The following is a 26,452-nucleotide window of genomic DNA, read 5'->3' as shown; positions in this document are numbered from 1 at the left end:
GGGCTTTGCTACTTCCTGGGCACTGGTCGGCTACTTCTTAGGCACTTCCAACGGCCAAACGCTCGAGGGCCCGCGCGCGTGCCCACTGTTCAGCATCCAGCACGGACTCGACCGTCAGCCCGGAGGATCCTGAGTGCCCACTGAGAACTGCTTCGATCGTATCGACAATATCGGTGAAGCGGATCCGGCCGGCATGGAACGCCATCACGGCTTCCTCGTTGGCGGCGTTGAACACGGCAGGGAAGGTGCCCGCCCGCCGGGCTGCTTCCTTGGCCAGGCCGACGGCGGGGAAGGCCCGGGTGTCCAGCGGTTCGAAGGTCCAGCTGGTTGCCTTGCTCCAGTCGCAGGGCTGCGCAGCCCCGGCCACCCGGTCCGGCCAGCCGAGGCCGAGGGCGATCGGCAGGCGCATGTCCGGCGGCGAGGCCTGGGCAATGGTGGAACCGTCTACGAACTGGACCATGGAATGGACCACCGACTGCGGGTGGACCACGACGTCGATGCGGTCCAGCGGGATGTCGAAGAGCAGGTGGGCCTCGATGACTTCCAGGCCCTTGTTGACCAGGCTCGCGGAGTTGGTCGTAACCATCAGGCCCATGTCCCAGGTGGGGTGGGCCAGGGCGTCCCGCGGGGAAACGTCATGCAGTTGCTCCCGCGTCCTGCCGCGGAACGGTCCCCCGGAAGCGGTCAGTATCAGCCGGTCCACCTCGGCGGGGGCGCCGGAGCGCAGGCACTGGGCGATCGCGGAGTGCTCCGAGTCGACCGGAACAATCTGGCCCTCGCGGGCAGCGGCCTTGACCAGGGCACCGCCCACGATCAGGGATTCCTTGTTCGCCAGCGCCAGAGTGGCACCTGACTTCAGCGCGGCCAGGGTGGGGGCGAGTCCGATCGAGCCGGTGATGCCGTTGAGCACAACATCCGCCGGAATTTCCGCGATCCGGGTGGAGGCGTCCGGCCCGGTGATGATCTCCGGCCGGTAGCCTGCGACGCCGGCCGCGCGGGCGGCGTCGTCGATCAGCTGCTGGAGGGCCGCGGGGTTCCCGCTGGCGATGCCGACGGCCCGGGCGCGGGTGTGTACGGCCTGCCGGGCGAGGAGTTCGAGGTTGCCGCCGCCGGCGCTGAGAGCCGCAATCTCGAAAAGGTGCGGAGCACCGTCGACGACGTCTATGGTCTGAGTCCCGATGGAACCGGTGGACCCAAGAAGGACGATTGTGCGCGGCTGCATGGCTTAAGTATCCCGCACGTGCCGGTGCGCAGCATCCCGCATCGATGTTGCACGTCATGGCAGTCCCGGCGCCGAGAACAGCCGCGAAGTGCCGATTAAGTGCGTGCCAGGGACCGCATAAGGCCGCCCGTTGACGCCACAGGCGCCAGGCGTAACGTGGGATTCGTGGAGTGGACGGCCTGGTTGGACGCGCCGGAATATGAGTTCGCGCGGCAGGTATTGCAGCGCGGCGTCGCCGTCCTCTACCTGGTAGCGTTTTTGTCTTCGCTCAACCAGTTTCCGGCTCTGCTCGGCGAGCGCGGGCTGTTGCCGGTACCGGATTTCCTGGCGCGCTCCGGCCCACTGCGCCGGCCCACGCTGTTTAGCTGGCGGTACTCGGACCGTTTGCTGCGCAGCGTGTGCTGGGGCGGGATACTGCTGGCCGCCGCGCTCGTTCTGGGCCTTCCGCAGCTTGGCCCGCCGTGGGTTCCCCTGCTGGTGTTCCTGGCGCTGTGGCTGCTGTACATGTCGATCGTCAATGTGGGGCAAACGTTCTACAGCTTCGGCTGGGAGATGCTGCTGCTCGAGGCGGGGTTTACCGTGGCGTTCCTGGGCTCGGACCAGACTCCCCCGCCCAGGACCATCCTGATCCTGCTGGCGTGGCTGGTGTTCCGCCTGGAGTTCGGTGCCGGCATGATCAAGATCCGCGGCGGCCGGGAGTGGCGCGATTTGACCGCCCTGTACTACCACCACGAGACCCAGCCGATGCCGGGGCCGCTCAGCCGGCAGGCCCACCTGCTGCCCAAGGCGTGGCACCGGGTGGAGGTCCTGGGCAACCACTTCGCCCAGCTGGTGGTTCCGTTCTTCCTCTTCGCCCCGCAACCGCTGGCCAGCGCCGCGGCGGGGATCATCATCGGCACTCAGCTCTGGCTGGTGGCCAGCGGGAACTTTGCCTGGCTGAACTGGATGGCGATCGTGCTCGCGTTTTCGGCGGTCAGTGACCCGGTGGCGCACGCTGTGCTACCGGCGATTCCGCTCGACTGGCACGCGGTGTCCGCAGGCACGGCTATGGGCGGCGCGGGCGGTCCAGCGGTCGACGGCAGCCAGGCGCCGGTCCCGTGGCTGGTGGTGGTCTTCCTGGCCACTGTCCTGCTGCTGGTCCTCAGCTACCGGCCGCTCGAGAACTTGTTCTCGCACTATCAGCTGATGAATGCCGCCTTCAACCGGTGGCAGCTGGTGAACGCCTATGGCGCCTTCGGCACGGTCACCAAGCAACGGATCGAAATTGTGGTGGAAGGAACGCTCGGTGCGGAGCCTGACGATTCTGCGGATTGGCGGGAATACGGCTTCCGCGGCAAACCCGGCGATGTCCGCCGCATCCCGGGCCAGTGGGCGCCCTATCACCTTCGCTTGGACTGGCTGATGTGGTTCCTGCCGCTGCGCACGGTGCACGAGCAATGGTTCTACGCGTTTCTCGCCAAACTGCTGGAGGCCGACCCACCCACCCTGCGCCTGCTGCGGCACGATCCGTTCGACGGCGCCCGGCCCCGCTGGGTGCGTGCCCGCAGCTACCTTTACCGATTCGCCACCCGGGCGGAGTTCCGCGCCACCGGCCAGCGTTGGATCCGGATCCCGCTGCACGAATCGATTCCGCCGCTGTCCCTGCCGCCGGAGAACTGAGGTTCCGGACGCCGCGGACCAATCGACGCGGATGCGGGTCAGCGGCGACCGGCGCGGCGGAGCGTGGACTCGGCGTGCTTGAGGATGGGCCCGTCGATCATCTTGCCCTGGAACTGGAAGACACCCGTGCCGGCGGCGGCCGCGGCGTCGAGCAGTTCCCGGGCCGCGGCGACGTCGGACTCGGACGGGGCGTAGGCCGCCCGGACCGTGGCGACCTGGTTCGGGTGGATGCACGCCTTGGAGCCGAAGCCGGACGCGGCGGCATCCCGGGCCTCGGCGGCGAGCCCGTCAAGGTCGGGGATGTTGACGTAGACGGAGTCGATCGCTTCCTTGCCCAAGGCCCGGGCGGCCAGCAGGACCGTGGAGCGGGCGTGCAGCGCCACGGCCCGGTAGCCGCCGTCGTCGTCCCGGCTTGCGGTGCCGCCGAGGGAAGCGAGCAGGTCCTCGGCGCCCCACATCAATGCCACCACATTGGGTTCCGCGGCGATCGCGGCGGCGTTTACGATGCCCGCGGCCGTCTCGCACAAGGCGATCACGCCGTAGCCTTCAAGCTCCCTGAGTTGGGCGGCGCTCTCGGCCTTGGCGAGCATCACGTGCCGGTACGGGGTGTGCTTAAGGAAGTGCAGGTCCTTTTCGAACTCTTCGGTGCCGGCCGGGTTGATCCGGATGATCGTGCGGCTCGGGTCCAGCTCGGGGGCATCCCCGGCAGAATCCAGCTGGGCGAGGATCGCGCCGCGGGCCCGCTGTTTGTCCGCCGGCGCGACGGCGTCCTCCAGGTCCAGGATCACGGCGTCGGCGCGCCCGGCGGCCTTCTGGTACCGCTCGGGACGGTCTGCGGGACAAAACAGCAGGGCGGGGCCCATCAGGAAGCTCATGCTCCGATTGTCCCCTTTTCGACGGTCCCGTGCTGCGCTGTTTCCTGCTGCGCGGCAACGTGTGCCTCGCGCGTCCACATCAGGCAGCTGCGGGTCGCCAGCGCCACCACCTCACCCGCCTGGTTCCGGCCGGTGTGCTGCATGGTCGCGATCCCCTGCCCGGGCCGGGAGGAGGACAGCCGTTTCCCGGTGACCACGGTCTCCGTGTAGAGAGTGTCGCCGTGGTAGAGCGGGTGCGGAAAGGACACATCCGTCAGGCCCAACTGCGCGACGATGGTGCCCTGGGTCAGCTGGGGCACGGACTGGCCCACCACGGTGGCAAGGGTGAACATCGAGTTCATCAGCCGCTGGCCGAACGGCTGCCCCGCGCTCCAGGCCGCGTCCAGGTGCAGGGCCTGGGTATTCATGGTCATGGTAGTGAACAGCACGTTGTCCGTCTCAGTCACGGTCCGGCCGGGCCGGTGTGCGTAGACGACGCCCTCGTCGAGTTCTTCAAAGTAGAGGCCGCGCTGTTCAACCACCCGGCGGCCGGCACTGGTCCCGGGCGAAGTCCGGTCAGGCTCACTCATACGGTCAGTTCCTGGTCTTCTTCGAAAAGTTCGGCGCCGGTCGCCGCAGCAACGTCCTCGGCGGTGACGTCCGGGGCCAGCTCGCGCAACACCAGCCGGGACCTGCCCACCTCGGTCACGACGTCGATCACGGCAAGGTCGGTGATGATCCGGTTGACGCAGCCCTTGCCGGTCAGCGGCAGGGTGCAGCGTTCCACGATTTTCGGGTTGCCGTTGCGGTCCACGTGCTCCATCATCACGATGACCTTTTTGGCGCCGAAGACCAGGTCCATCGCCCCGCCCATGCCCTTGACCATCTTGCCGGGGATCATCCAGTTGGCGAGGTCGCCGTTCTGGGCCACTTCCATGGCACCGAGCACCGCCACGTCGACGTGGCCGCCGCGGATCATGCCGAAGGAGGCTGCGGAGTCGAAGAATGCGGCGCCCTTGTTGACCGTCACGGTTTCCTTGCCCGCATTGATCAGGTCCGGGTCCACCTGGTCCTCTGCCGGGTACGGTCCGACGCCCAGGATGCCGTTCTCCGAATGCAGCACCACCTCGACGCCGGCGGGAATGTAGTTGGGGATCAGGGTGGGCATCCCGATGCCGAGGTTCACGTACTGGCCGTTCTCTAGCTCCTGCGCCACCCGTGCGGCCAGTTCATTGCGCGTCCAGCCCTTGCGGCCGTCGCCGTCGTTGCCGCCGGCGTGTTCGACGGCGGAACGCCGGTATTCGTGCCGCACGGCTTCGGGACGGGGCGGCGCGCCCTGAGCGTTGTTCGTTTCCACGGCTATGCTCCTGCCTGCTCTGGTGCGTTGGAGGGGGCGGCAGGCACTGCCACCGTCCGCTTCTCGATGCGTTTCTCCACCTGCGGCGAGAGGACCACGCGCTGGACGAAGATCCCGGGGACGTGGACGTGCTCCGGTTCCAGTTCCCCCGGCTCCACGAGTTCCTCAACCTCGGCGATGGTGATCCGGCCAGCCATGGCGCAGAGCGGATTGAAGTTCATCGCGGTGGCGTGGAAGACCAGGTTGCCGTGCCGGTCCCCCTTCCAGGCATGGACCAGGCCGAAGTCCGGAGCCAGGGCCTCCTCCAGCACATAGTCGGCGCCGTGGAAGCTGCGGACCTCCTTGGGCGCGGAGGCGACGGCGACGTTCCCGTCGGCGTCGTACTTCTGCGGCAGGCCGCCGTCGGAGACCTGGGTGCCGACGCCGGCGGGTGTGTAGAAGGCGGGGATGCCGGCGCCGCCGGCGCGGAGCTTCTCGGCCAGGGTGCCTTGCGGGGTGAGGACCACTTCGAGTTCGCCGGAAAGGTACTGGCGGGCGAACTCCTTGTTCTCCCCCACGTAAGAGCTGATGGTGCGTCGGATCCGGCCATCCTTGAGCAGGATCCCGAGGCCCCAGTCGTCCACGCCGCAGTTGTTGCTTACGGTCTCCAGCTCCGTGGCACCGCCCTGGTGCAGGGCCTCGATCAGGGCCACCGGTATGCCGCACAGCCCGAAGCCGCCGACGGCGAGGGAGGCCCCGTCGTGGATGTCGGCGACGGCCTCGGCGGCGCTGGCAACAACTTTGTTGATCATCAGTGATCCTTCCCTCGACAGTTGCGGCCAGTGGGCCGGCTAGAGCCCGAGTTCGCGGGCGATCAGCATCAGCTGGACCTCCGTGGTGCCCTCGCCGACTTCGAGGATCTTGGAGTCCCGGTAGTGGCGTGCCACGGTGAATTCGTTGATGAAGCCATAGCCGCCGAACACCTGGGTGGCATCCCGCGCGTTGTCCATGGCTGCCTCGCCTGCGACCATCTTAGCGATGGCGGCCTGCGTCTTGAACGGCTTGCCTGCGAGCATCCGCGCGGCCGCATCGTAATACGCCAGCCGGGCGGTGTGGGCGCGGGCTTCCATCCGGGCTATCTTGAAGGCGATGGCCTGGTACTTGCCGATGTTTTGCCCGAATGCGCTGCGTTCCTTGGCGTATTTCACCGCGTGGTCCACGCAGCCCTGGGCCGCGCCGACGGCCAGTGCCGCGATCGCGATCCTGCCCTCGTCCAGGATGGACAGGAAGTTCGCGTAGCCGCGGCCCCGGGTGCCGAGCAGGTTCGCTTCCGGGACGCGGACGTCGTCGAGGGTCAGCGGGTGCGTATCCGAGGCGTTCCAGCCGACCTTGTTGTAGGCCTTCTCGGCAGTGAACCCGGGGGTGTCGGTGGGCACCAGAATGGTGGTGATTTCCTTCTTGACGCTGCCGTCCGGCAGTTCCTCCTGGCCGGTGACCGCGGTGACGGTGACGAGGCGGGTTATGTCGGTGCCGGAGTTGGTGATGAACTCTTTGTTGCCGTTGATGACCCAATTTTTTGCGTCTCCAACGCCTTCGAGCCGGGCGGTGGTCTTGGTGCCGCCGGCGTCCGAGCCGGCTTCCGGTTCGGTCAGGCCGAAGCCTGCGAGCGCTTTACCGGAGGCCAGCAGCGGCAGCCATTCCTGCTTTTGCGCTTCGGTGCCGAAGCGGTGGATCGGCATGGCGCCGAGTGAGACGCCGGCCTCGAGGGTGATCGCGACGGATTGATCCACCCGGCCTAGCTGCTCGAGGGCCAGGGCCAGGGCGAAGTAGTCCCCGCCCATGCCGCCGAACTCCTCCGGGAACGGCAGACCGAACAGGCCCATGTCCGCCATCTGGGAGACCACCTCGTAGGGGAAGCTGTGTTCCTGGTCGTGCTTGGCGGAAACCGGGGCCACCACTTCGTCGGCGAATTCGCGGACGGTGTTGCTGAGATCCTGGTATTCCTCGCTGAGTTCAAAACTGGCCATGGGGTGACTCCTGTGTCTGATGCGTTCGTCTGGTGTGGCTGTGGTGCTGACGCTGTGGTTTGTTAGACCGGGACTGCGGGGTGGATGGTGGCGAGGATCTGGTCCGCCTTGACCAGGTCGCCGGAGCCGACGCTGATGTGCACGGTCCCGTCCAGCGGCGCCACCAGTTGGTGTTCCATCTTCATGGCCTCCACCGAGACCAGCACCTGGCCGGCCGCGACAGTGTCGCCGTCGGTGACCGATACGGACACCACGGTGCCGGGCATCGGTGAGCGCACCGCCGGGTCCGCGGCGCCTTCCTCACGTTCGACGGCGGCAAGCACCCTTGCCAGCCGTGTCTCGCGGCTGAGTACCTCCAGCCGGCAGGACCAGCCCTGGTTGCCGAGGAAGAGCGCCGATAGGACGCGGGGATCGGGAGCCATCCAGCTCCCGGCGGGAAGGCCGGTGAGAACGGGTGCAAGGGCAACGCTGCTGGTCTCACCTTTGAGCGTCAGCACCGGGTGATCCCGCGCGGTGAACTGTAGGAACGCTGTCAGCTGCGGCCCGCCGTTCACGCTCACGGTGACCTGCCCCGCTGCGGCCGGGCCGCTGATGTCCACCGTGACGACGCCGCCGTCGGACGTTCCCAGGCTGATCCTGAGGGGCGCCGGCGCACCGATCCGCCAGCCGTCACGGCGCCGCCACAGGCTGCCGTCACGGTCCTCCCGCCTGGCTTCCTCCGCCAGGGCCAAAGCGTACAAGGCGGCGGTCACGAGTTCGGCGTCGCCCGGGTGGCGGAAGGTGAACTCCGGCATCTTGCGCTCGATCAGACCGGTATCCAGGCGGCCGGCGCGGACGTCGTCGTCGGTGATCAGCAGCCGCAGGTACTCGACGTTTGTGTCAATACCCAGCGCGGTGTACCCGGCGAGCGCCTCATCCAGGGTGTCCAGGGCAGCGGCGCGGTCCGCGCCCCACGCGATGACCTTGGAGATCATCGGATCGTAGCTGGAAGAGATTTCGAGTCCATGGATCAAGGCGGAGTCCACCCGGACGCGGCCGCGGGCCGTTCCGACTTCGTTGCGGGCCGGGGCGCTGGGGCGCTGGGCGGGGCCGGGCAATTCGTCCAGCAGCAGCACGGTCCCCGTGGACGGCAGGAAGTTCTTCTCCGGAATTTCGGCGTAGACGCGGGCCTCCACCGCGTGGCCGCTGAGCACGACGTCGTCCTGGCGGACGGTAAGCTCCTCCCCGGCGGCGATCCGCACCTGCCATTCGACCAGATCGACGCCGGTGACCATCTCGGTGACCGGGTGCTCGACCTGCAGGCGGGTGTTCATCTCCATGAAGAAGAACTCGTCCGGGGCAGCGTCCGAGACCAGGAATTCCACGGTGCCGGCGCCGCTGTAGTTGACGCTGCGGGCGGCCTGGCAGGCGGCCTCACCGAGACGTGCGCGGATGGCCGCGCCGCCGGGCAGCCCCTCCAGCAGCGGGGAGGGCGCTTCCTCGATGACCTTCTGGTGCCGGCGCTGCAGCGAGCACTCACGCTCGCCGAGGTGGATGACGTTGCCGTGGTTGTCTGCGAGGACCTGCACCTCGATGTGCCGCGGGGTCCTGACCAGGCGTTCAAGGAACAGGGTGTCGTCGCCGAAGGCGCTGGCCGCGACCCGGCGTGCGGTGGCCAGGGTGGCTTGCAGCTCCTCGGGGTGCTCCACAACGTGCATGCCCTTGCCGCCGCCGCCGGCGGAGGGCTTGATCAGCAGCGGGAAGCCGACCCCGGCCGCGGCCTCGATCAGCTGCGCGTCGGTCATGCCGGGCGCGGCGATGCCCGGGACGACGGGCACGCCGTAGCCGGCAACGTGGATCTTGGAGCGGATCTTGTCCCCCATCACATTCAGGGCCTCGACGCCGGGGCCGATGAAGGTGATGCCGGCCTTCTCCAGGGCGCGGGCGAAGTCGACGCTCTCGCTGAGGAAGCCGTAACCGGGGTGCACGGCGTCGGCGCCGGTGTCGCGGCAGGCCTGGACGATCGCCTCGATTTTGAGGTAGCTCTCGGCGGCCGCCGCGGGGCCGATCCGGACGGCGAGGTCCGCCTCGTGCACGTGGCGGGCGCCGGCGTCGGCGTCGGAATAGACGGCCGCCGAACGGATGCCCAGCGCCCGCAGGGTGCGGATGACGCGGCAGGCGATCTCGCCGCGGTTCGCGACCAGGACGGTGCCGAAGAGGGGATTTAGGAAGGGTGCGGTCGGCGAAGAGTCAGTCACTGTTGGCTCACATCCGGAACAGGCCGAAGGAGGTCTCCGGCAGCGGGGTTCGGGAGACGACGTCGAGCGCCAGTCCCAGGACGGTGCGGGTGTCCGCGGGGTCGATGATGCCGTCATCCCAGAGGCGGGCGGTGGAATAGTACGGGCTGCCCTGGTCCTCGTACTGGGCCTTGATCGGGGCCTTGAACGCTTCCTCGTCCGCCGCCGACCAGTCTTCGCCGCGGGCCTCGTACTGGTCCCGCTTGACCGTGGCCAGCACGCTGGAGGCCTGGTTGCCGCCCATCACGGAGATCCGGCTGGCGGGCCACATCCAAAGGAAGCGCGGCGAGTAGGCCCGTCCGCACATGGAGTAGTTGCCGGCGCCGAAGGATCCGCCGATCACCACCGTCAGTTTGGGCACCCGGGCGGTGGCGACGGCGGTGACCATCTTGGCGCCGTTCTTGGCGATGCCGCCCTGCTCGTAGTCCTTCCCGACCATGAAGCCGGAGAGGTTCTGCAGGAAGATCAGCGGGATGCCGCGCTGGTCGCAGAGTTCGATGAAGTGCGCGCCCTTGAGCGCGGATTCGCTGAACAGCACCCCGTTGTTCGCCACGATGCCGACCGGGTGGCCATGCAGCCTGGCGAAACCGGTCACCAGAGTGGTGCCGTAGTTCTTCTTGAATTCGTGGAAGCGGCTGCCGTCCACGAGCCGGGCAATGACCTCACGGACCTCGTACTGCGCGTTGACGTCGGTGGGGACGGCGCCGTAGAGCTCGCTTTCGTCAGCCAGGGGTTCGACGGCGGTGTCCACGTCCCAGACGGCGGCGGCCGGCCGGGGCAGGGTGGCGACGATGTCGCGGACGATCTGCAGGGCATGCTCATCGTTCTCGGCCAGATGGTCGGTGACCCCGGAAATCTTCGAGTGCACGTCTCCGCCGCCGAGCTCCTCGGCCGTGACGATCTCGCCGATCGCGGCCTTCACCAGCGGCGGGCCGCCCAGGAAGATGGTGCCCTGGTTGCGGACGATCACGGTTTCATCGCTCATCGCGGGCACATAGGCACCGCCGGCGGTGCAGGACCCCATCACCGAGGCGATCTGCGGGATCTTCGCCGCGGACATCTTCGCCTGGTTGAAGAAGATCCGGCCGAAATGCTCCTTGTCCGGGAACACCTCATCCTGTTTGGGCAGGAAGGCCCCGCCGGAGTCCACGAGGTAGATACAGGGCAGCCGGTTCTCCAGCGCGATTTCCTGCGCGCGGAGGTGTTTCTTCACTGTCACCGGGTAGTAGGTGCCGCCCTTGACGGTGGCGTCGTTGGAGATGACCAGGACCTGGCGGCCGCGCACCAGGCCGATGCCCGCAATCACGCCGGCGCCGGGCGAATCGTCGTTGTACATGCCGTTGGCGGCCAGCGGCGCGATCTCCAGGAACGGGCTGCCTTCATCCAGCAACCGGTCGATGCGCTCCCGCGGCAGGAGCTTGCCGCGGGCCACATGGCGTTCCCGCGACTTTACCGGCCCGCCCAGCGCGGCGGTGGCGAGCCGGTCCTTCAGCTCCAGGGCCAGCGCACGCTGCGCCCCGCGGTTCGCGGTGAAGGCGGCGCTGGTGGGGTCCACCTGGCTGGCGATTGTCTCCATTGACTTCTTCCATCCTCGACTGCACTGCCGGCGCCTGTCCCCGGCCGCCCCGCGTCTTTTCGGTTAGTAACGCATAACTGAGTTTTAGGTTAGTCTCTATTAACTGTGATGTCCACCACTGGACGGTTTCAACGCAGGACAGCTTCCACGCAGGACAGCCAGGAGGAGGGTGCGCCGGTGACCGAGCCCAGCCAGACCACCCAGCGAAGTCAGGCCAAGGAGAACCGCCGGCAGGCACTCCTGACCGCCGCGGCCGCGCTTTTCGCCGCCGACGGTTTTAACCGGGTCTCGCTGGAGGACCTCGGCGCGGCCGCGGGGGTCAGCGGACCCGCTGTCTACCGCCATTTCGCCGGCAAGCAGGCCGTCCTCGGGGCGCTGCTACTGAGCGTCAGCCGGGACCTGCTGGAGGGCGGCCGCACCGTGGTGGAGGCCTCCGACGGCGCCGCGGCTGCCCTCGCCGGTTTGGTGGAGTTCCATGTCGAATTCGCCCTCAGCAACCCGGACGTCATCCGGGTTCAGGACCAGGACTTCAGCAACCTGGACGAGGACGACGAGGCCGAGGTCCGCACCCTCCAGCGCAACTATGTGCAGCTCTGGGCGGACGTCCTGGCCCGGTTGCATCCGGACATCGATCCGGCCGAGCTGCGGATGCGCGCGCACGCCACCTTCGGCCTGATCAACTCCACGCCGCGCTCGGTGCCGAACCAGGGACGCAGGGTGGCGCTCCGGCGGGCCCGGCCGCTGCTGGAGAGCATGGCGTTGGCCGCCCTGACGGCGCCGGCCACTCCCCGACCCCTCCGCTGACGCCGCTCTCCCGAAGGTTTTCATCGGCTCCGCCGGCGGTCCGGGGGCACATTGACACGGACACGCCGCTCCCTGGCGCCGTCGACGTCGAAATCCGCCCTAAAGCCGCCCCGGACGGAAACAACGCCTGCGGAACGACGCGGACGGAACCCACGCGAGACAACCCCTCCAGCACGGGGCTGCCGGCCGCCCCCAAAGGACAGCCGGCGGCCCTGAACTGAGAGTGCCTAGACCATCGCCAGGGCCATGCCGGGATCGGCGAGGATGGTGCCCAGGTCCTGCAGGAAGCGTGAACCCTGTTCGCCGTCGACCAGCCGATGGTCGAAAGACAGGCTGAGCGTCATGACCTGGCGCAGCGCCACCTCATCCTGGTACGCCCAGGGCATCTTCCGCACCGCGCCGAGCGCCAGGATGGCGGCCTCGCCGGGGTTGAGGATGGGAGTGCCGGCGTCGATGCCGAAGACTCCGATGTTCGTGATGGAGATGGTCCCGCCGGTGAGATCCGCGGGGGCTGTTTTGCCGGCCCGCGCGGTCTCGGTCAGCTCGGTGAGCGCTGTGGAGAGTTCCAGCAGGGACATCCGGTCCGTGTCCTTAATGTTGGGAACGGTCAGCCCCCTTGGCGTTGCGGCCGCGATGCCGAGATTCACGTAGTTGAACTGGACGATCTCCTGGCTGGCCTCGTCCCAGCGGGCATTGAGCGTCGGGTGGTTGCGCAGCGCGATCAGCACCGCTTTGGAGACCAGCGTCAGCGGCGTCAGCTTGTAGCCCGCGAACGCCCGGCCGGCTTTGAGCCGGGCCAGGAGTTCCATGGTCGGCGTGACGTCGACGGTCAGGAATTCTGTGACGTGAGGCGCCGTGAAGGCACTGGACACCATGGCCGCCGCGGTGAACTTCCGTACGCCCTTGATCGGGGTCCGGGTTTCCCGCTCGCCCTGGACGACGGCGGGCGCGCCCGTGGGGCCGCCGGCCAGCTCCCGGGGCGCCTGCGGAAGGTCGCCTTCGCCAACAAAGTTCCGTACGTCATCGCGGGTGATAAGCCCGTGCTCCCCCGTGCCGGTGATGGCAGTGAGGTCGACGCCGAGATCCCTGGCCAGCTTGCGCACCGGCGGCGTGGAGCGCGGACGCTCGGCGGCCCGGCTGCCGCTGGGTGCCGGCGCCGCGGAGTCGTCTGCTGGTGCCGGCGCCTCCGCAGCTTCGATCGTCGGGGCCACGGGTGCCACGGGTGCCATGGGGGCCGCCGCCGTCGCCGCCCCTGCGGCGAAGCTCCGGGCGCGGCGCGCCGGACGGCCGGAGCTTTCCAGCACGGCGCCGTAGCCGACGAGGTTCGGTTCGCGTTTGGCCGGCTCCTCACCGGCGCCGTCGCCGTCGTCGCCCGCTATCTCAAAGGAGACGATCGGCTTGCCGACTTCGACCACGGTGCCTGGCTGCTCGTGCAGCGCCGTCACGACGCCGGCAAACGGTGAGGGCAATTCGACGACGGCCTTGGCGGTTTCCACCTCGGCGATGATCTGGTTGAGCGTGACGGTGTCCCCGACGCCCACTTTCCAGGCGACGATTTCCGATTCGGTCAGGCCTTCGCCGAGGTCCGGAAGCCGGAATTCCTTGATCATGGTGCCGGTCATCCTTCCAGCCCGCTCAGGGAATTGGGGCGGCCCAGGGCCCGGTCGACGCCGTCGAGGATCCTGTCCAGGCCCGGCAGATGGTGCATTTCAAGCTTCGAGTACGGGTAGGGGACGTCGAAGCCGGTCACCCGGACGGGGGCCGCTTCGAGGTGGTAGAAGCAGCGTTCGGTGATGCTGGCGGCCACTTCCGCGCCGAGGCCGCCGGACTGGCTGGCCTCGTGCGTGATAATGAGCCGTCCGGTCTTCCGAACCGAGGCCTCCAGGGTTGCGAAGTCCAGCGGGGCCAGCGAGCGCAGGTCAATCACCTCGATGGAGACGCCTTCATCGGCGGCCGCGAGGGCTGCATCGCGGGCGGTCTTCACGAGCGGGCCGTAGGCAACCAGCGTCACGTCGGTGCCTTCGGTGACCACGCGCGCCTGCTCCATGGACAGGGCGGCAGCGAGGTCGAGGGAGTCGTCCACCTCCCCTTTGTCGTGGTAGCGGCGCTTGGGTTCGAAGTAGAGCACCGGGTCATCCGAGGCGATGGCCTGTTGGATCATGGTGTGGGCGTCCTGCGGGTTGGACACGCTGATGACGCGCAGGCCCGAGGTATGGGTGAAGTAGGCCTCGGGTGATTCGGAGTGGTGCTCCGGCGAGCCGATGCCGCCGCCGAAGGGGACGCGGATAGTGATGGGCATCTTGACGGCGCCCTGCGTGCGGTAGTGCATTTTGGCCACCTGGCTGACGATCTGGTCGAACGCCGGGTAGATGAAGCCGTCGAACTGGATCTCCACCACCGGGCGGTAGCCGCGGTAGGCAAGGCCGACGGCGGTGCCGAGGATGCCGGATTCGGCCAGCGGCGTGTCCACCACGCGGTGCTTGCCGAAATCCTTCTGCAGGCCGTCGGTGACGCGGAAGACGCCCCCGAGGGTGCCGATGTCCTCTCCCATCAGGATTACCTTGGGATCATTTTCGAGGGACTTGCGCAGGCCCGAATTAATGGCGCGGGCAAAGGTCATCTGTGTCATCAGCGTGCACCTTCTTCGGAAACGGCTGCTGCGGGATCGCCGAAGGTAGCCAGGTAACGGGTGTAGTGGTCCTGCTGGCGCTCCAGCGAGGAGTTGGGCGTGCTGTAGACGTGCTTGAAGATGTCCAGCGGCTGCGGTTCAGGCATGTTGATCGTGCCGGAGCGCAGTTCCTTGGCCACGGCGTCGGCCTTGGCGGCGACGGCGGCTTCCAGCTCTTCGGTGAGCAGGCCCTGGCGGTCCAGCAGTGTCTTGAGCCGTGCGATCGGATCCTTGGCGGCCCAGTCCTCGAGTTCGTTGGCGTCCCGGTAGCGGGTGGGGTCATCGGCCGTCGTGTGCGGACCCATCCGGTAGGTAACGGCCTCGATGAAGGTGGGGCCGCCGCCGTGGCGGGCCCGGTCGATGGCGATCCGGGTGGCGGCCATGACGGCCAGCACGTCGTTGCCGTCCACCCGCATGCTCGGAATGCCGAAGCCGGAGGCGCGGTCCGCGATCTGGATGTGGGACTGCAGCAGAACAGGCTCGGAGATGGCCCAATGGTTGTTCTGGCAGAAGAACACCACCGGTGCCTGGAAGCTTGCCGCGAAGACCATGGCTTCGTTGACGTCGCCTTCGCTGGTGGCGCCGTCGCCGAAATAGGCCACCGCGACCGAATCGGCGCCGTCGTTCTGGATCCCCATGGCGTACCCGGTGGCGTGTAGCGACTGGGCGCCGATGATGATTTGCTGCGTGGCAACGTTGACCGTGTAGGGATCCCAGCCGGCCAGGGCGTTGCCGCGCCAGGCTTTGACAAGGTCCGCCGGCTTGACGCCGCGGCAGTACGCCACCCCGTTGTCGCGGTAGCTCGGGAAGACGAAGTCGTCCTGGCGGAGCGCCCGGGCCGAGCCGATCTGGGACGCCTCTTGGCCCAGCAGCGGGGGCCAGAGGGCGAGCTCGCCCTGGCGTTGCAGGGCAGTGGCTTCGGCGTCGATCCGCCGGATCGCCACCATATCCTCGTAGAGCGCCGCGAGCTGCTCGTCGCCCACATCCTGGAGCCAGGAGTCAAACGCCGGATGGCTTACGCGAACACCTCCCGGGGTGATCAGCTGGACGAGATCCCCGCCCGTGCGCCTGTTTGAATGTGCACTGTTCCCGGGGCTGTCGGCGGTCATGCCGCCCTTCCCCGCGTCGTCGGTAAACACAGCTTGTCCGCAACCTTCTGACGTCGTCTGACCCTGGCACGCGGGACTCGTGATCCTTACGCGCGACGGCCGCCCGGGCGCCGTTGCCCCGGATAATTGTGACCCTACTCACAACTGCCATAGGGTACAACCACCTTCGAATAACCTGAGCATTTTGCTGTGTCCGGGTCTTTGAGACCGTGCTAACCTTGCGCATTATGCGAGCTTTGGATGGCACTGACACGCGCCTGCTTTCCGCCATGGCGCGGGATCCCCGCCGCACTGTGGTGGCCCTGGCACAGAGGCTGGGGTTATCGAGAAATACGGTGCAGGCCCGGATGGCCCAGCTCGAGAAGAAGCACGTGTTCCTCTCATTCGAACGGCGGATCAACCCGGCGGCCCTGGGCTATCCCCTGATGGCGTTCATCTCCGTCCACGTCCAGCAACAGAAGCTGGGCAAGCTGGCGGTGGAACTTGCCGGCATCCCGGAGATCCTTGAGGGTTACGGCCTCACCGGATCCGCCGACCTGCTGCTCCGCGTGGTGGCGCTCGACGCCGAGGACCTGTTCCGGATCAACGGCAAGATACTGTCCTGCGAGGGCGTGGACCGCACCGACACCGCCCTCGCCATGAGTGAGATGATTCCATTCCGGATCCAGCCGCTGCTGGAACGCGGCTCCGCCGAGGCCTGACGGGTGGCCGCGGGCCTCCGCGGGCCACTGCGATCCCCACAAGGCAAAGAGACGCCCCCGTGCTGTGAACTGCTGCACGGGGGCTCCTCTGTCGGCCGGTACCGGCCGGTGAGGTTAGTGGTTGCCGGTGAGGCGCTAGTGGTTGGTGGCCTTTTCGGCGCCTACCCCGGTCAGGGAACGGACTTCCATCTCGGCCTGCTTCGTGGTGTCTTCCAGCCTCTTGTCCAGTACCGTGCCCAGCCAGCCCAGGAAGAACGCGAGCGGAATGGAAACAATGCCGGGGTTGCTCAGCGGGAAGATCGCGAAGTTGGCCCCGGGAATCATCGACGTCTTGGCTCCGGAGACCACCGGTGAGAGCGCGATCAGGATGATGGCGGAGCCGAGGCCGCCGTACATGCTCCAGATGGCACCCTGGGTGGTGAACTTCCGCCAGAACAGTGAGTAGATGATCGTCGGGAGGTTGGCGGACGCCGCCACGGCGAACGCCAGTGCCACCAGGAACGCGACATTCTGGCCGTTGGCGAAGATTCCGCCGACGATGGCCAGGATACCGATCACGATGACAGTACGGCGGGCCACCTTGACCTCCGTCTCCGGGTCCGCGTTGCCCTTGGCAATAACGTTGGCGTAGATGTCGTGTGCAAAGGACGCCGCCGCCGTGATGGTGAGGCCGGCGACCACGGCGAGGATGGTGGCGAAGGCCACCGCCGAAATGAAGCCGAGCAGCAGCGGTCCGCCCAGGTGGAAGGCCAGCAGCGGAGCCGCCGAGTTGACCCCGCCCGGGGCGCCCTTAATCGTGGCAGCACCAACCAGAGCCGCAGCGCCGTAGCCCAGGACCAGGGTGAACAGGTAGAAGATGCCGATCAGCCAGATGGACCACACCACGGATTTGCGGGCTTCCTTGGCGGTCGGAACCGTGTAGAAGCGCATCAGCACGTGCGGCAGGGCGGCGGTGCCGAGTACCAGAGCCAGACCGAGGGACATAAAGTCAAGCTTGGACGTGTCCGACTTGCCGTACTGCAGGCCAGGGTTGAGCACGGCCGGGTTCTTGGCGGTCTCCACCGCGCCGCCGAGCAGGTCGGAAAGGTTGAAGCCGTAGATGGCGAGGACCCAGAAGGTCATCACGGCGGCGCCGACGATCAGCAACATGGCCTTGATGATCTGGACCCAGGTGGTGCCCTTCATACCGCCGATCAGGACGTACATGATCATGAGGGCGCCGACGACGACTAGCACCAGCGCCTGCCCGCCCCAGTCGCTGATGCCCAGCAGCAGGGAGATCAGGCTGCCGGCTCCGGCCATCTGGGCCAGCAGGTAGAAGAAACAAACAGCCAGGGTGGAAATGGCCGCGGCGATCCGCACGGGGCGCTGCTTGAGCCGGAAGGACAGCACGTCGGCCATGGTGAACTTGCCGGTGTTGCGGAGCATCTCCGCCACCAGCAGCAGCGCGACGAGCCAGGCGACGAGGAAGCCGATGGAGTACATGAAGCCGTCGTAGCCGTTGATGGCGATGGCGCCGGTGATGCCCAGGAAGGACGCGGCGGAGAGGTAGTCGCCGGCGATGGCGGTGCCGTTCTGCGAACCGGTGAAGGAACGGCCGGCGGCGTAGTAGTCCGCGGCGGTCTTGTTGTTGCGGCTGGCGCGAAACACGATCACCATGGTGACCGCGACGAAAAGGGCAAAGATGCCCATGTTCAGCAGGGTGGTGTCTTTGAGGGCGGCGACGTCGACCGCAGGGACCATTAGTTTCATTGTGCTGTTCCGCTCACTGGGTTGCCGTGCTTGTCGAACTCGTGGCCTTCGATTTCCTGGCGGATCTCGGAGGCAATCGGGTCCAGTTTCCGGTTCGAGTAACTGACGTACCAGCCGGTGATGGCGAACGTGGACACGAACTGCAGCAGCCCCAGGATCAGGCCGATGTTGATGTTGCCCCAGACCTTGGTGGACATGAAACCCACCGCGTAGTCGGCCAGCAGGACGTAGGCGAAGTACCACAGCAGGAATGCGATGGCCATCGGAAAGACGAAGCTGCGGTGACGTTTGCGCAGTTCCTGGAACCGCTCCGTGGATTGGACTTCCTTGAAGTCCACGGACGCCGCTGCGTCCGCATGTTGGGCGTCGTGACCCATCGTTCCTCCTCATTGAGACTGGCCAGCCACCGACGGGTACCCCCGGGCCCCGGCAAGAGACCTCCGGCGCTGTGTGACTGAAATCACTGTGCACCGTGACGCACGCTACGTTCCAGCACCCCGCGTTTCCTGTCGCTCAACGGTTGCGATGCTGCGCCCAACGGCGCCTACGGACGCCCTTGAGCCGGGCCGCGCTACGCTGGCAGCATGCCGGACTCTCCCCTTGTCGCCGCCGCGGCGATCGCCGTGATCGCCCTGGCGGTCGCCGTCGTCGTGGCCGTTGGACTCAAGGTCCTGCGCTCCTTCCGCGAGCTGGGCACGGACGCGGAACGCGCCACATATAAGACGCTGCACACCGCTTCCCGGGCCGGACAGCACCTGCGCACCGGCCTGAACCCGGCGGGAGCCGCGAAGGCAAGCCGGCAGCTGCGCGGCCTGCTGGGCTGCGACGGGCTGGCGATCACCGACACCATGGGGGTGCTGGCGTGGGACGGTGCCGCCGAGGAGCTCAAACCCGCCCTGATGGGCCTCGCCGCCAAGGTGCTGGCGGGCGGCCACACCGCTGTGATTCCGGCCGGTGAACTGCAGCTGCTCGCCGGTAGCCAAGGCGCCGCGCCGGCGGCCCCGGGGGCTGAGCGAGCCGTCATCATTGCCCCGATCAAGGCCAGCACCAGGGTGGTGGGGGTGGTGGCGGCCTTCGCCCCGGCAGCGAACGCGGGCCTGGTCCGCGCCACCAGCGAAGTGGCCGATTGGGTGGCAACGCAGGTGGAGCTGGCCGAGTTGGACGCGTCGCGGACCCTGCTGATGGAGGCCGAAGTCCGGGCACTGCGGGCCCAGATCAGCCCGCACTTTATTTACAACTCGCTCAATGCGATTGCGTCATTCATTAACACCGACCCGGTACGTGCGCGGGAACTGGTGGTGGAGTTCGCCGACTTCACCCGCTACTCCTTCCGCCGGCACGGCGACTTCACCACGCTGGCCGAGGAACTGCGCTGCATTGACCGGTACCTGCTCCTGGAGCGGGCGCGCTTCGGCGAACGGGTCCAGGTCAGCCTGCGGATCGCGCCCGAGGTGCTCAGCACGGTGATCCCGTTCCTGAGCTTGCAGCCGCTGGTCGAGAACTCCGTCCGGCACGGCCTCGAGGCCAAAGAGGGCCCGGGCCACATCACCATCACGGCGAACGATTCCGGCTCCTTCGCCGAGGTGACCATCGAGGACGACGGCGTCGGCATGGACCCGGAGAAGCTGCGCGCCGTCCTGGCGGGCCACGGCGACGGCGAACACGTAGGGCTGCGGAACGTGGATGCCCGGCTGCGGCAGGTCTACGGCGAGGACAACGGCCTGGTGATCGAGACGGCGCCCGACGAGGGCACCCTGATCACCATGCGGGTACCCAAGTCCCAGCCCCACCACGACGCCTGAGCTACCGCGGCTTCGGCCGGTGATCCCCGCAGCGGCGGTACCCTAGGACCATGATTAACGTGCTGGTCGCCGACGACGAGCTGCCCGCCGTCGAGGAGTTGGCTTACTTGCTAGGGCGGGACGACCGGATCGGAACCATCCATCGCGCCTCCTCCGGCGCCGAGGCGCTACGTGTCCTGGAGGCCGGCGACGTCGACGCCGTGTTCCTTGACATCCATATGCCGGCCGTCTCCGGGCTGGACATCGCCCGGGCTATTTCCCGCGGCAGCAAGCCGCCTGCCGTCGTCTTTGTCACCGCCGATGAGGACTGCGCGTTGGAGGCGTTCGAGCTGGCCGCCGTGGACTACCTGCTCAAGCCCGTACGCCCCGAGCGGCTGGCCAGGTCGATCGGACGGATCAACGACTTGATCCGCGACGGTGCCCCGGCCGCCGAGATGATCACGGTGGACCTCGGCGGAACCACCAAGATGATCCGGCGCGAGGACGTCACCTATGTCCAGGCGCAGGGCGACTACGCCCGGCTGCACACCCCGGACGCGAGCTACCTGATCCGGGTGCCGCTGGCGGACCTCGAGCAGCAGTGGGCCGACGCAGGTGTCCTCCGCATCCACCGCTCCTACCTGATCGCCCTGAACCACGTCAGCCACATGAAGCTGGCCGCGGCCCGTCCCAGCGTGACCGTGGCCGGTGCCGAACTGCCGATCAGCCGCCGGCACCTGCCGTCCGTCCGGGAGAAGCTCGAAGCGACCCGGATCCGGCCGCAGGCATGATTCGGGTCCGCGTCACCGCGCCGCGCAGTTTCAACGCAGGGAGCGTTGCCGCCGGCCGCCCGGCCGCCGACACCCGTGAGGCGGCCGAGGAGTCCGACGCCGGGCAACTGTTCGTCCGCTCGCTGATCCGCTCCCAGTTGCGGCTCGGCATTGTGGTGGCGGCCGGCTTCATGCTGATTCTGCTGGCTTTCGCCCTGCTCCTTGGGCTGGTGCCGGGCATGGCGGAGCTGCGGATCGCCGGACTGCCGTTCGGCTGGGTCCTGCTCGGCGCCGGAGTCTATCCGGTGATCGGCCTGAGCGCCTGGCTGTATGTCCGGACGGCGGGGCGGAACGAGTCCCGCTACCGCGACCTCGCCGGGGATAAGTGAGGCCCGGGTGAACCCGGTCGTCGGCATTTCCGCGTTCGCGGCCGTTTCGCTGGCCACCGCCGTGATCGGTTTTTACGGCCTCCGGATCTCCCGCACCACCGGCGACTTCTACGTCGCTTCGCGCACGGTGCGGCCCTGGTGGAACGCCTCGGCGATCGGCGGGGAGTACCTTTCCGCCGCGAGTTTCCTGGGCGTCGCCGGGCTGATTCTGCTCTCGGGCACCGACGCGCTGTGGTTCCCGGTGGGCTACACGGCCGGGTACCTGATGCTCCTGCTGTTCGTCGCCGCGCCGCTGCGGCGTTCCGGCGCCTACACGATTCCCGACTTCACCGAGGCCCGGCTGGATTCCCGCCCGGTCCGCCGGGTCACGAGCTTGGTGGTGGTGGTGGTCGGCTGGCTGTACATCGTCCCGCAACTCCACGGCGCCGCGCTGGCCATCCGCATCACCACCGGGCTGCCGGCCTGGGTGGGGCAGGTAGCCGTGGTCGCCGTCGTCTGCGTCACCGTGGTGTCCGGCGGGATGCGGTCCATCACCTTCGTCCAGGCGTTCCAGTACTGGCTAAAGCTGACAGCGCTGGCCGTGCCGGTACTATTCATCCTGTTCGTGCTGGCCGGCCACGGCTCCCCCGCGGTCGCCGAAGCGTCCGTCAACCCGACGGCTCTGGCCGCGGCCGGGCCGTACCAGAACTTCTCCCTGCTGGTGGCGCTGCTGTTCGGGACGCTGGGGCTGCCGCACGTGCTGGTGCGCTTCTACACCAACCCGGACGGCAATTCGGCGCGCCGGACCACACTGATAGTGCTGGGGCTGCTCTCGGTCTTCTACCTGTTCCCGACGGCCTACGGCCTGCTCGGGCGGATGTACGCCCCCGTGCTGGCGCAGAGCGGGCAGTCGGACGCCCTCGTGCTGCTGCTGCCCGGACGGATGGTCGGCGGCCCGGCCGGAGACCTGCTATCCGCTCTCGTGGTGGCCGGGGCCTTCGCCGCCTTCCTGTCGACCACCTCGGGCCTCGTGGTCTCGCTGGCGGGCGTCATCAGCCAGGACGTCCTGGACGGCAGCGTGCGCGGCTTCCGGGTCGCCGCGCTGATCTCGGCGGTAGTGCCGCTGGGAATCGCGGCCATGACGGAATCCACGGCGCTGGCCGGAAGCGTGGGCCTGGTCTTCGCGTTCACAGCGTCCACCATCTGCCCCGTACTGCTGCTGGGTATCTGGTGGCGCGGGCTGACCGACGTCGGCGCGATCGCCGGGATGCTGACCGGAGCGGTGCTTTGCGGCGGCGCCATGCTGGCCGGGGCCGTGCTGGGCTCCGCCGGGACCCAGCCATGGCTCGCCCAGCCGGCCGCGTGGACGGTCCCGGCCGCCTTCGCGGTAATGGTCGTGGTTTCCCGGGCCACCCGGGGCCGGGTCCCGCGGACCATCACCCGGCTCATGACCCGGCTGCACACCCCGGAACGGCCACTCGCGACCGAGCGCTAGCGGGTTATCCGGCAGCGCTTCAGTCGATGGCAGCCATGAGTTCGACGACGCGCTCCAGGAACGCATCCACCTGGCTTTCCTCGTAGCCCTCACGCCCGACGGCGGGACGGAAGGTCGCGCGGCGGACGTTGTCCACGCTTAGCGGCTGGTCCTCCTCGAGGTAGCCGACCAGCTCGTGGCAGAGGTCGTCAACGTCGGCGGTGTTGTAGCTGCGCACCTTCGCCTTGGCCGGGCGCCGGAAGCGCTGGCCGTCGGGGCGGTGCAGGCGGCTGCGGAGCAGTCCGGCGAGCCGGCCGATTTCGCGCAGCCAGGCTTCCTCGCCACGTTCGCCGATCAGCTCGTCGCGTTCCCGGCGGGCCAGGGCGTCCTCCAGCCGGTCCAGGGCCGCGTCGACGCCGGCGGCGGCATAGCCGCCTTTGACCGGGTCGAAGGAGACCGCGCGGACGTCGGCGCTCTTGACCGCTCGTGCTGCCGTGTGCGGCGTTTCAAACGACACCCGGGCGCGTTGCAGGAACTGGTCCACCTGCTTGGCGTTATAGCCGTACTGGTTCCGCTGGACGCGGTCAAAGGAGGCAGGAATCTGCCGTTGGATGTCCACTGTAACTATGTTTCCTTCGATGCCGTTCGGCTCTGGTTGCGCCAACTTCGGACTGATTTTGCTATTCGACTGTTCGACCGGCACCATTGTAGGCGCCGGAAGGATGCGGGCGCCGCGCTAGCCGCCGCCGCTGGCGGAGAAGATCATGAATGCCACCGGGGAGGCGAAGACGATGGAGTCGAGCCGGTCCATGACTCCACCGTGGCCGGGGAGGCTGTTGCCCATGTCCTTGATGCCGAGTTCGCGCTTGACCATGGATTCAGCAAGGTCACCGGCCGTCGCCGAAGCGACCATGCCCACGGCGAGGGCCACGCCGAACCACCAGGGTTCACCCAGCACGAAGATGCAGGCCAGGATGCCGACCAGCACGGCTCCCGCGACCGACCCGCCAAAACCCTCCCAGGACTTCTTGGGGCTGATCTTGGGAGCCATCGGGTGTTTGCCCAGCGAGGCACCCACGAGGTAGCCGAAGGTGTCGTTGGAGACCACCAGCAGCAGCAGGGTGCCGATCTGCCAGGCCCCGGTCGGCACCACGCCGCCGGGCCAGAGCCCGATCGGGCTGACACCGCCGGCGTGCAGCGGCAGCACGGCGAAGCTGATCAGGAAGGGCACCCAGGCCATCGTGAAGACGCCGGCGAAGATGCTGCGCGCCGACCCGGCTGCCCCCTCCAGGGAACGCCATAGCAGCACCGCGACGCTGCTGAGCAGGAACGCGAACAGCAGGCTTTCGGGGCCGCCGAAGTAGGCTGCGATGGGCATCGCCACCGTGCCGGTCATCGCGGGGATGATCGGCAGCCGGGTCCCGGAGGCTTCCAGCGCGCGGAACACCTCCCAGACGCCGAAGACCGCGAACGCAGTGACAAGCAGCACGAAGGCCAGGGGCAGGAAGAGCAGGCCTCCCAGCACGGCGAAGAGCATGGCAAGGCCCACCGCCGTGGCGGCAGGAAGGTTCCTGCCGGCCTTCGGCGTCGGATTCTTCCGCTCTTTCCCCCGCGCCCGGACCCGCGGTCCGGGAGCCTGCTTTTCCTCCCCCATCAGACCTCGAGCAGCTCGGCTTCCTTGCGCTTGAGCAGCTCGTCGATGCCGTCGACGTGGGCCTTGGTCAAGGCGTCGAGTTCCTTCTCGCCGCGGGTGCCTTCGTCCTCGCCGGCGTCGCCGTCCTTGACCAGCTTGTCCAGGGTTTCCTTGGCTTTGCGGCGGATGTTGCGGATGGACACCTTCGCGTCCTCGCCCTTGGCCTTGACGATTTTGACGTATTCCTTGCGGCGTTCCTTGGTCAGTTCCGGAATGGTGATCCGGATGACGTTGCCGTCGTTGGACGGGTTGGCACCGACCTCGGAGTCGCTGAGGGCACGTTCGATGTCCCGCAGGGCGGCCTTGTCGAACGGGGTGATGAGGATGGTGCGGGCATCCGGTACGGCGAATGAGGCCAGCTGCTGCAGGGGCGTCGGCGAACCGTAGTAGTCCACCAGGACCTTGTTGTACAGGCCAGGGGTGGCGCGGCCGGTCCGGATTGAGGCGAAGTCTTCCTTGGCTACCTCAACCGCCTTGTCCATCTTGTCCCCGGCTTCGAGCAAGGTCTCTTCGATCACGTTCTCTCCTCAGAAATTTGGTGCGCGCCCCAGTGCCCGGGGAGCTGAACTGTCCTAAAAAACATCCTAGCCGCAGCTAGGGGGTGACTACGGTGCCGAGCTCCTCGCCGCGGATGGCCCGGGTGACGTTGCCTTCACCCTCCATGCCGAACACCACCATGGTCAGGTTGTTGTCCTTGCACATCGTCATGGCCGTCTGGTCCATCACCCGGATATCGCGGCGGAGCGCCTCGTCGTAGCTGAGGTGGTGCAGTTTCTCGGCGCCAGGGTCCTTCTTCGGGTCGGCGGTGTAGACGCCGTCGACTCCGCTCTTGGCCATCAGGACGACGTCGGCGTGCACTTCCATGGCGCGCTGCGCGGCGACCGTGTCGGTGGAGAAGTACGGAAGTCCGGCTCCGGCGCCGAAGATGACGACGCGGCCCTTTTCCATGTGGCGGATGGCGCGGCGTGGAATGTAGGCCTCGGCGACCTGGCCCATGGTGATGGCGCTCTGCACGCGCGTCTCCACGCCTGCCTGTTCCAGGAAGTCCTGGAGGGCCAGGCAGTTCATCACGGTACCGAGCATCCCCATGTAGTCGGCACGGGAGCGGTCCATGCCGCTCTGGGAGAGTTCGGCGCCGCGGAAGAAGTTCCCGCCGCCGACGACGATTGCGACCTCGACGTCGGGGACGGCGGCCGCAATCTGCTTCGCGACGCCGCGGACGGTGTCCGGGTCGACGCCCAGTTTGCCGCCGCCGAAAACCTCGCCGGAGAGCTTCAGGAGCACGCGGCGCCTGGTCTTCTTTGGCTGGACTGAATTGTTGACGGTATCCATGGTGCCTCCCGTTGGTGAGCTCTGAAAAGGGTATCGTGCCGGGGACCAAAGGCTGCACTCCGGGTCCCCGCGTTCTTCGGGCGCATGCAAAAGGGGTGGCCACCGCAGTGACCACCCCTCAGCGGAAGTTACTTAGGAACCTACGCGGAACCGCGTAAACGCGGTTGCCTTTACGCCGGCCTCCTCGAGGACCTTCGCCACGGACTTCTTGGCATCCTTGGCGAATGCCTGGTCAACAAGGACCTCGCCCTTGTAGAAGCCGGTAACGCGGCCTTCCACAATCTTGGTCATGGCCCCCTCGGGCTTGCCCTCGGCCTTCGCGGTTTCCTCGGCGATGCGGCGCTCGGACTCGACCAGATCGGACGGGACGTCCTCGCGGGTCAGGTAGTTCGGAGCCATCGCGGCGATGTGCACGGCGACGTCGTGGGCGGCGGTGGAAGCCGTTTCACCCTTGCCGTCAACCGCGAACAGCACGCCGACCTGGGCCGGAAGGTCCTTGGAGGTCTTGTGCAGGTACGCATCGACAGTGGCGCCCTCGACGCGCGCAATGCGCCGGACAACAATCTTCTCGCCCAGGATCGCACCTTCTTCGATGACAACCTCTGAGAGCGGCTTGCCGTCGACCTCGGTGGCCAGCAGGGTGTCAAGGTCGGCAGCACCGGACTCGACAGCAACGGCGAGCACCTTGTCGGCGAGCTGGATGAACTTATCCGCCTTGGCGACGAAGTCGGTCTCGCAGTTGACTTCGATCATCACGCCGATGCCGCCGTCGACCTTGGCAGCAACCAGGCCTTCCGCGGTGGAGCGGCCTTCGCGCTTGGTCGCGCCCTTGAGGCCCTTGATGCGGATGATTTCGATGGCCTTCTCGGCGTCACCGTTGGCTTCGTCAAGAGCCTTCTTGACATCCATCATGCCGGCGCCGGTACGCTCGCGCAGAGCCTTGATATCAGCGGCAGTGTAGTTCGCCATGTGAACCCCTCTGTCTAGAAATTTGTGTGGTGTACGGACCAACAGGACGGCTGCCCACCGAGTGGGCAGCCATCCTGTCAG

At 67.5% G+C, this 26,452-nt stretch carries 25 protein-coding genes; 7 read left to right on the top strand and 18 right to left on the bottom strand.

Annotation, left to right across the window (positions count from 1 at the left end; genetic code table 11):
* Positions 1–37: 37 nt before the first annotated feature.
* Positions 38–1,222: a 1-deoxy-D-xylulose-5-phosphate reductoisomerase gene (gene dxr, locus ABIB14_RS04175; RefSeq protein ID WP_354234274.1), complete on the bottom strand. Its 1,185-nt coding sequence runs from the start codon at positions 1,220–1,222 to the stop codon at positions 38–40.
* Between the two features lie 165 nt (positions 1,223–1,387).
* Between dxr and ABIB14_RS04170 the strand changes: the two genes are divergently transcribed.
* On the top strand, positions 1,388–2,881 hold the full coding sequence (locus ABIB14_RS04170) for a lipase maturation factor family protein (protein ID WP_354234273.1): 1,494 nt from the start codon (positions 1,388–1,390) through the stop codon (positions 2,879–2,881).
* Between the two features lie 38 nt (positions 2,882–2,919).
* Here ABIB14_RS04170 and ABIB14_RS04165 read toward each other — a convergent pair whose 3' ends face one another.
* The 7 genes from ABIB14_RS04165 to ABIB14_RS04135 all read right to left on the bottom strand — a co-directional run bounded on the left by ABIB14_RS04165 (position 2,920) and on the right by ABIB14_RS04135 (position 10,950).
* Positions 2,920–3,756 carry an HpcH/HpaI aldolase/citrate lyase family protein gene (locus ABIB14_RS04165; protein WP_354234272.1) on the bottom strand — a complete coding sequence of 279 codons (837 nt, stop codon included), beginning with the start codon at positions 3,754–3,756 and terminating at the stop codon, positions 2,920–2,922.
* A complete protein-coding gene (locus ABIB14_RS04160; protein WP_354234270.1) occupies positions 3,753–4,325 on the bottom strand; it encodes a MaoC family dehydratase in 573 nt (190 codons plus the stop codon). Before ABIB14_RS04160 ends, ABIB14_RS04165 begins: the two co-directional genes overlap by 4 nt.
* The gene (locus ABIB14_RS04155) at positions 4,322–5,092 is read right to left on the bottom strand and encodes a CoA transferase subunit B (protein ID WP_354234269.1); all 771 of its coding nucleotides are present in this window, start codon (positions 5,090–5,092) and stop codon (positions 4,322–4,324) included. Before ABIB14_RS04155 ends, ABIB14_RS04160 begins: the two co-directional genes overlap by 4 nt.
* Positions 5,093–5,094: 2 nt before the next feature.
* Entirely contained in the window at positions 5,095–5,883 is a 789-nt protein-coding gene (locus tag ABIB14_RS04150) for a CoA transferase subunit A (protein WP_354234268.1), read from the bottom strand.
* Positions 5,884–5,922: 39 nt separating this feature from the next.
* Entirely contained in the window at positions 5,923–7,098 is a 1,176-nt protein-coding gene (locus ABIB14_RS04145) for an acyl-CoA dehydrogenase family protein (RefSeq protein WP_354234267.1), read from the bottom strand.
* Between the two features lie 62 nt (positions 7,099–7,160).
* A complete protein-coding gene (locus ABIB14_RS04140) occupies positions 7,161–9,335 on the bottom strand; it encodes an ATP-binding protein (RefSeq protein ID WP_354234265.1) in 2,175 nt (724 codons plus the stop codon).
* A 7-nt stretch (positions 9,336–9,342) separates the two neighbouring features.
* Positions 9,343–10,950, bottom strand: coding sequence for a carboxyl transferase domain-containing protein (locus ABIB14_RS04135; protein WP_354234264.1), 1,608 nt, complete (start codon positions 10,948–10,950; stop codon positions 9,343–9,345).
* A 108-nt stretch (positions 10,951–11,058) separates the two neighbouring features.
* Here ABIB14_RS04135 and ABIB14_RS04130 point away from each other — a divergent pair, with 108 nt between their 5' ends.
* A complete protein-coding gene (locus ABIB14_RS04130) occupies positions 11,059–11,754 on the top strand; it encodes an SACE_7040 family transcriptional regulator (protein WP_502909601.1) in 696 nt (231 codons plus the stop codon).
* Positions 11,755–11,981: 227 nt separating this feature from the next.
* Here ABIB14_RS04130 and ABIB14_RS04125 read toward each other — a convergent pair whose 3' ends face one another.
* The 3 genes from ABIB14_RS04125 to pdhA are packed head-to-tail and all read right to left on the bottom strand — an operon-like array spanning position 11,982 to position 15,561.
* Positions 11,982–13,376, bottom strand: a complete 1,395-nt coding sequence (locus tag ABIB14_RS04125) for a dihydrolipoamide acetyltransferase family protein (RefSeq protein WP_354234262.1) — start codon at positions 13,374–13,376, stop codon at positions 11,982–11,984.
* Positions 13,373–14,383, bottom strand: coding sequence for an alpha-ketoacid dehydrogenase subunit beta (locus tag ABIB14_RS04120; protein WP_354234260.1), 1,011 nt, complete (start codon positions 14,381–14,383; stop codon positions 13,373–13,375). The genes ABIB14_RS04125 and ABIB14_RS04120 overlap by 4 nt, the downstream gene beginning before the upstream one ends.
* Positions 14,383–15,561, bottom strand: coding sequence for a pyruvate dehydrogenase (acetyl-transferring) E1 component subunit alpha (gene pdhA / locus ABIB14_RS04115; protein ID WP_354234258.1), 1,179 nt, complete (start codon positions 15,559–15,561; stop codon positions 14,383–14,385). The genes ABIB14_RS04120 and pdhA overlap by 1 nt, the downstream gene beginning before the upstream one ends.
* Before the next feature lie 197 nt (positions 15,562–15,758).
* Between pdhA and ABIB14_RS04110 the strand changes: the two genes are divergently transcribed.
* Positions 15,759–16,232, top strand: a complete 474-nt coding sequence (locus ABIB14_RS04110; protein ID WP_354234257.1) for an Lrp/AsnC family transcriptional regulator — start codon at positions 15,759–15,761, stop codon at positions 16,230–16,232.
* A 135-nt stretch (positions 16,233–16,367) separates the two neighbouring features.
* Here the strand turns inward: ABIB14_RS04110 and ABIB14_RS04105 are convergent, their stop codons facing one another.
* Together ABIB14_RS04105 and ABIB14_RS04100 are read right to left on the bottom strand one after the other, a co-directional pair.
* Positions 16,368–17,984, bottom strand: coding sequence for a monocarboxylic acid transporter (locus ABIB14_RS04105; protein WP_354234256.1), 1,617 nt, complete (start codon positions 17,982–17,984; stop codon positions 16,368–16,370).
* Positions 17,981–18,361, bottom strand: a complete 381-nt coding sequence (locus tag ABIB14_RS04100; protein ID WP_354234254.1) for a DUF485 domain-containing protein — start codon at positions 18,359–18,361, stop codon at positions 17,981–17,983. Before ABIB14_RS04100 ends, ABIB14_RS04105 begins: the two co-directional genes overlap by 4 nt.
* Positions 18,362–18,568: 207 nt before the next feature.
* Here ABIB14_RS04100 and ABIB14_RS04095 point away from each other — a divergent pair, with 207 nt between their 5' ends.
* The 4 genes from ABIB14_RS04095 to ABIB14_RS04080 are packed head-to-tail and all read left to right on the top strand — an operon-like array spanning position 18,569 to position 22,398.
* Positions 18,569–19,786, top strand: coding sequence for a sensor histidine kinase (locus ABIB14_RS04095; protein ID WP_354234252.1), 1,218 nt, complete (start codon positions 18,569–18,571; stop codon positions 19,784–19,786).
* A gap of 50 nt (positions 19,787–19,836) precedes the next feature.
* A complete protein-coding gene (locus tag ABIB14_RS04090; RefSeq protein WP_354234251.1) occupies positions 19,837–20,556 on the top strand; it encodes a LytR/AlgR family response regulator transcription factor in 720 nt (239 codons plus the stop codon).
* Positions 20,553–20,924 carry a hypothetical protein gene (locus ABIB14_RS04085; RefSeq protein ID WP_354234250.1) on the top strand — a complete coding sequence of 124 codons (372 nt, stop codon included), beginning with the start codon at positions 20,553–20,555 and terminating at the stop codon, positions 20,922–20,924. The genes ABIB14_RS04090 and ABIB14_RS04085 overlap by 4 nt, the downstream gene beginning before the upstream one ends.
* Before the next feature lie 7 nt (positions 20,925–20,931).
* Positions 20,932–22,398 (top strand): sodium/solute symporter, encoded by a 1,467-nt coding sequence (locus tag ABIB14_RS04080; protein WP_354234249.1) that lies wholly within the window; start codon positions 20,932–20,934, stop codon positions 22,396–22,398.
* 19 nt (positions 22,399–22,417) lie between these two features.
* On the opposite strand, the gene ABIB14_RS04075 is transcribed toward ABIB14_RS04080, so the two are convergent.
* From ABIB14_RS04075 to tsf, 5 genes are all read right to left on the bottom strand, one after another.
* The gene (locus tag ABIB14_RS04075; RefSeq protein ID WP_354234247.1) at positions 22,418–22,996 is read right to left on the bottom strand and encodes a DivIVA domain-containing protein; all 579 of its coding nucleotides are present in this window, start codon (positions 22,994–22,996) and stop codon (positions 22,418–22,420) included.
* Positions 22,997–23,113: 117 nt separating this feature from the next.
* Entirely contained in the window at positions 23,114–24,031 is a 918-nt protein-coding gene (locus tag ABIB14_RS04070) for a phosphatidate cytidylyltransferase (protein ID WP_354234246.1), read from the bottom strand.
* A complete protein-coding gene (frr, locus tag ABIB14_RS04065) occupies positions 24,031–24,588 on the bottom strand; it encodes a ribosome recycling factor (RefSeq protein ID WP_354234244.1) in 558 nt (185 codons plus the stop codon). The genes ABIB14_RS04070 and frr overlap by 1 nt, the downstream gene beginning before the upstream one ends.
* Before the next feature lie 76 nt (positions 24,589–24,664).
* A complete protein-coding gene (gene pyrH / locus ABIB14_RS04060; protein WP_354234242.1) occupies positions 24,665–25,402 on the bottom strand; it encodes a UMP kinase in 738 nt (245 codons plus the stop codon).
* A gap of 132 nt (positions 25,403–25,534) precedes the next feature.
* The gene (tsf, locus tag ABIB14_RS04055) at positions 25,535–26,371 is read right to left on the bottom strand and encodes a translation elongation factor Ts (RefSeq protein WP_354234240.1); all 837 of its coding nucleotides are present in this window, start codon (positions 26,369–26,371) and stop codon (positions 25,535–25,537) included.
* Between the last annotated feature and the right edge of the window lie 81 nt (positions 26,372–26,452).

It is taken from the genome of Arthrobacter sp. UYEF3, assembly GCF_040546245.1.
In the GTDB taxonomy this organism is placed as follows: domain Bacteria; phylum Actinomycetota; class Actinomycetes; order Actinomycetales; family Micrococcaceae; genus Arthrobacter.
This window is presented reverse-complemented; position numbering and strand designations above follow the sequence as displayed.

Coding starts and splice junctions, on each gene's coding strand:
- dxr (WP_354234274.1), bottom strand. CDS start 1,222: ATGCAGCCGCGCACAATCGTCCTTCTTGGGTCCACCGGTTCCATCGGG.
- ABIB14_RS04165 (WP_354234272.1), bottom strand. CDS start 3,756: ATGAGCTTCCTGATGGGCCCCGCCCTGCTGTTTTGTCCCGCAGACCGT.
- ABIB14_RS04160 (WP_354234270.1), bottom strand. CDS start 4,325: ATGAGTGAGCCTGACCGGACTTCGCCCGGGACCAGTGCCGGCCGCCGG.
- ABIB14_RS04150 (WP_354234268.1), bottom strand. CDS start 5,883: ATGATCAACAAAGTTGTTGCCAGCGCCGCCGAGGCCGTCGCCGACATC.
- ABIB14_RS04145 (WP_354234267.1), bottom strand. CDS start 7,098: ATGGCCAGTTTTGAACTCAGCGAGGAATACCAGGATCTCAGCAACACC.
- ABIB14_RS04135 (WP_354234264.1), bottom strand. CDS start 10,950: ATGGAGACAATCGCCAGCCAGGTGGACCCCACCAGCGCCGCCTTCACC.
- ABIB14_RS04130 (WP_502909601.1), top strand. CDS start 11,059: ATGTCCACCACTGGACGGTTTCAACGCAGGACAGCTTCCACGCAGGAC.
- ABIB14_RS04125 (WP_354234262.1), bottom strand. CDS start 13,376: ATGACCGGCACCATGATCAAGGAATTCCGGCTTCCGGACCTCGGCGAA.
- ABIB14_RS04120 (WP_354234260.1), bottom strand. CDS start 14,383: ATGACACAGATGACCTTTGCCCGCGCCATTAATTCGGGCCTGCGCAAG.
- ABIB14_RS04110 (WP_354234257.1), top strand. CDS start 15,759: ATGCGAGCTTTGGATGGCACTGACACGCGCCTGCTTTCCGCCATGGCG.
- ABIB14_RS04105 (WP_354234256.1), bottom strand. CDS start 17,984: ATGAAACTAATGGTCCCTGCGGTCGACGTCGCCGCCCTCAAAGACACC.
- ABIB14_RS04100 (WP_354234254.1), bottom strand. CDS start 18,361: ATGGGTCACGACGCCCAACATGCGGACGCAGCGGCGTCCGTGGACTTC.
- ABIB14_RS04095 (WP_354234252.1), top strand. CDS start 18,569: ATGCCGGACTCTCCCCTTGTCGCCGCCGCGGCGATCGCCGTGATCGCC.
- ABIB14_RS04090 (WP_354234251.1), top strand. CDS start 19,837: ATGATTAACGTGCTGGTCGCCGACGACGAGCTGCCCGCCGTCGAGGAG.
- ABIB14_RS04085 (WP_354234250.1), top strand. CDS start 20,553: ATGATTCGGGTCCGCGTCACCGCGCCGCGCAGTTTCAACGCAGGGAGC.
- ABIB14_RS04070 (WP_354234246.1), bottom strand. CDS start 24,031: ATGGGGGAGGAAAAGCAGGCTCCCGGACCGCGGGTCCGGGCGCGGGGG.
- pyrH (WP_354234242.1), bottom strand. CDS start 25,402: ATGGATACCGTCAACAATTCAGTCCAGCCAAAGAAGACCAGGCGCCGC.
- tsf (WP_354234240.1), bottom strand. CDS start 26,371: ATGGCGAACTACACTGCCGCTGATATCAAGGCTCTGCGCGAGCGTACC.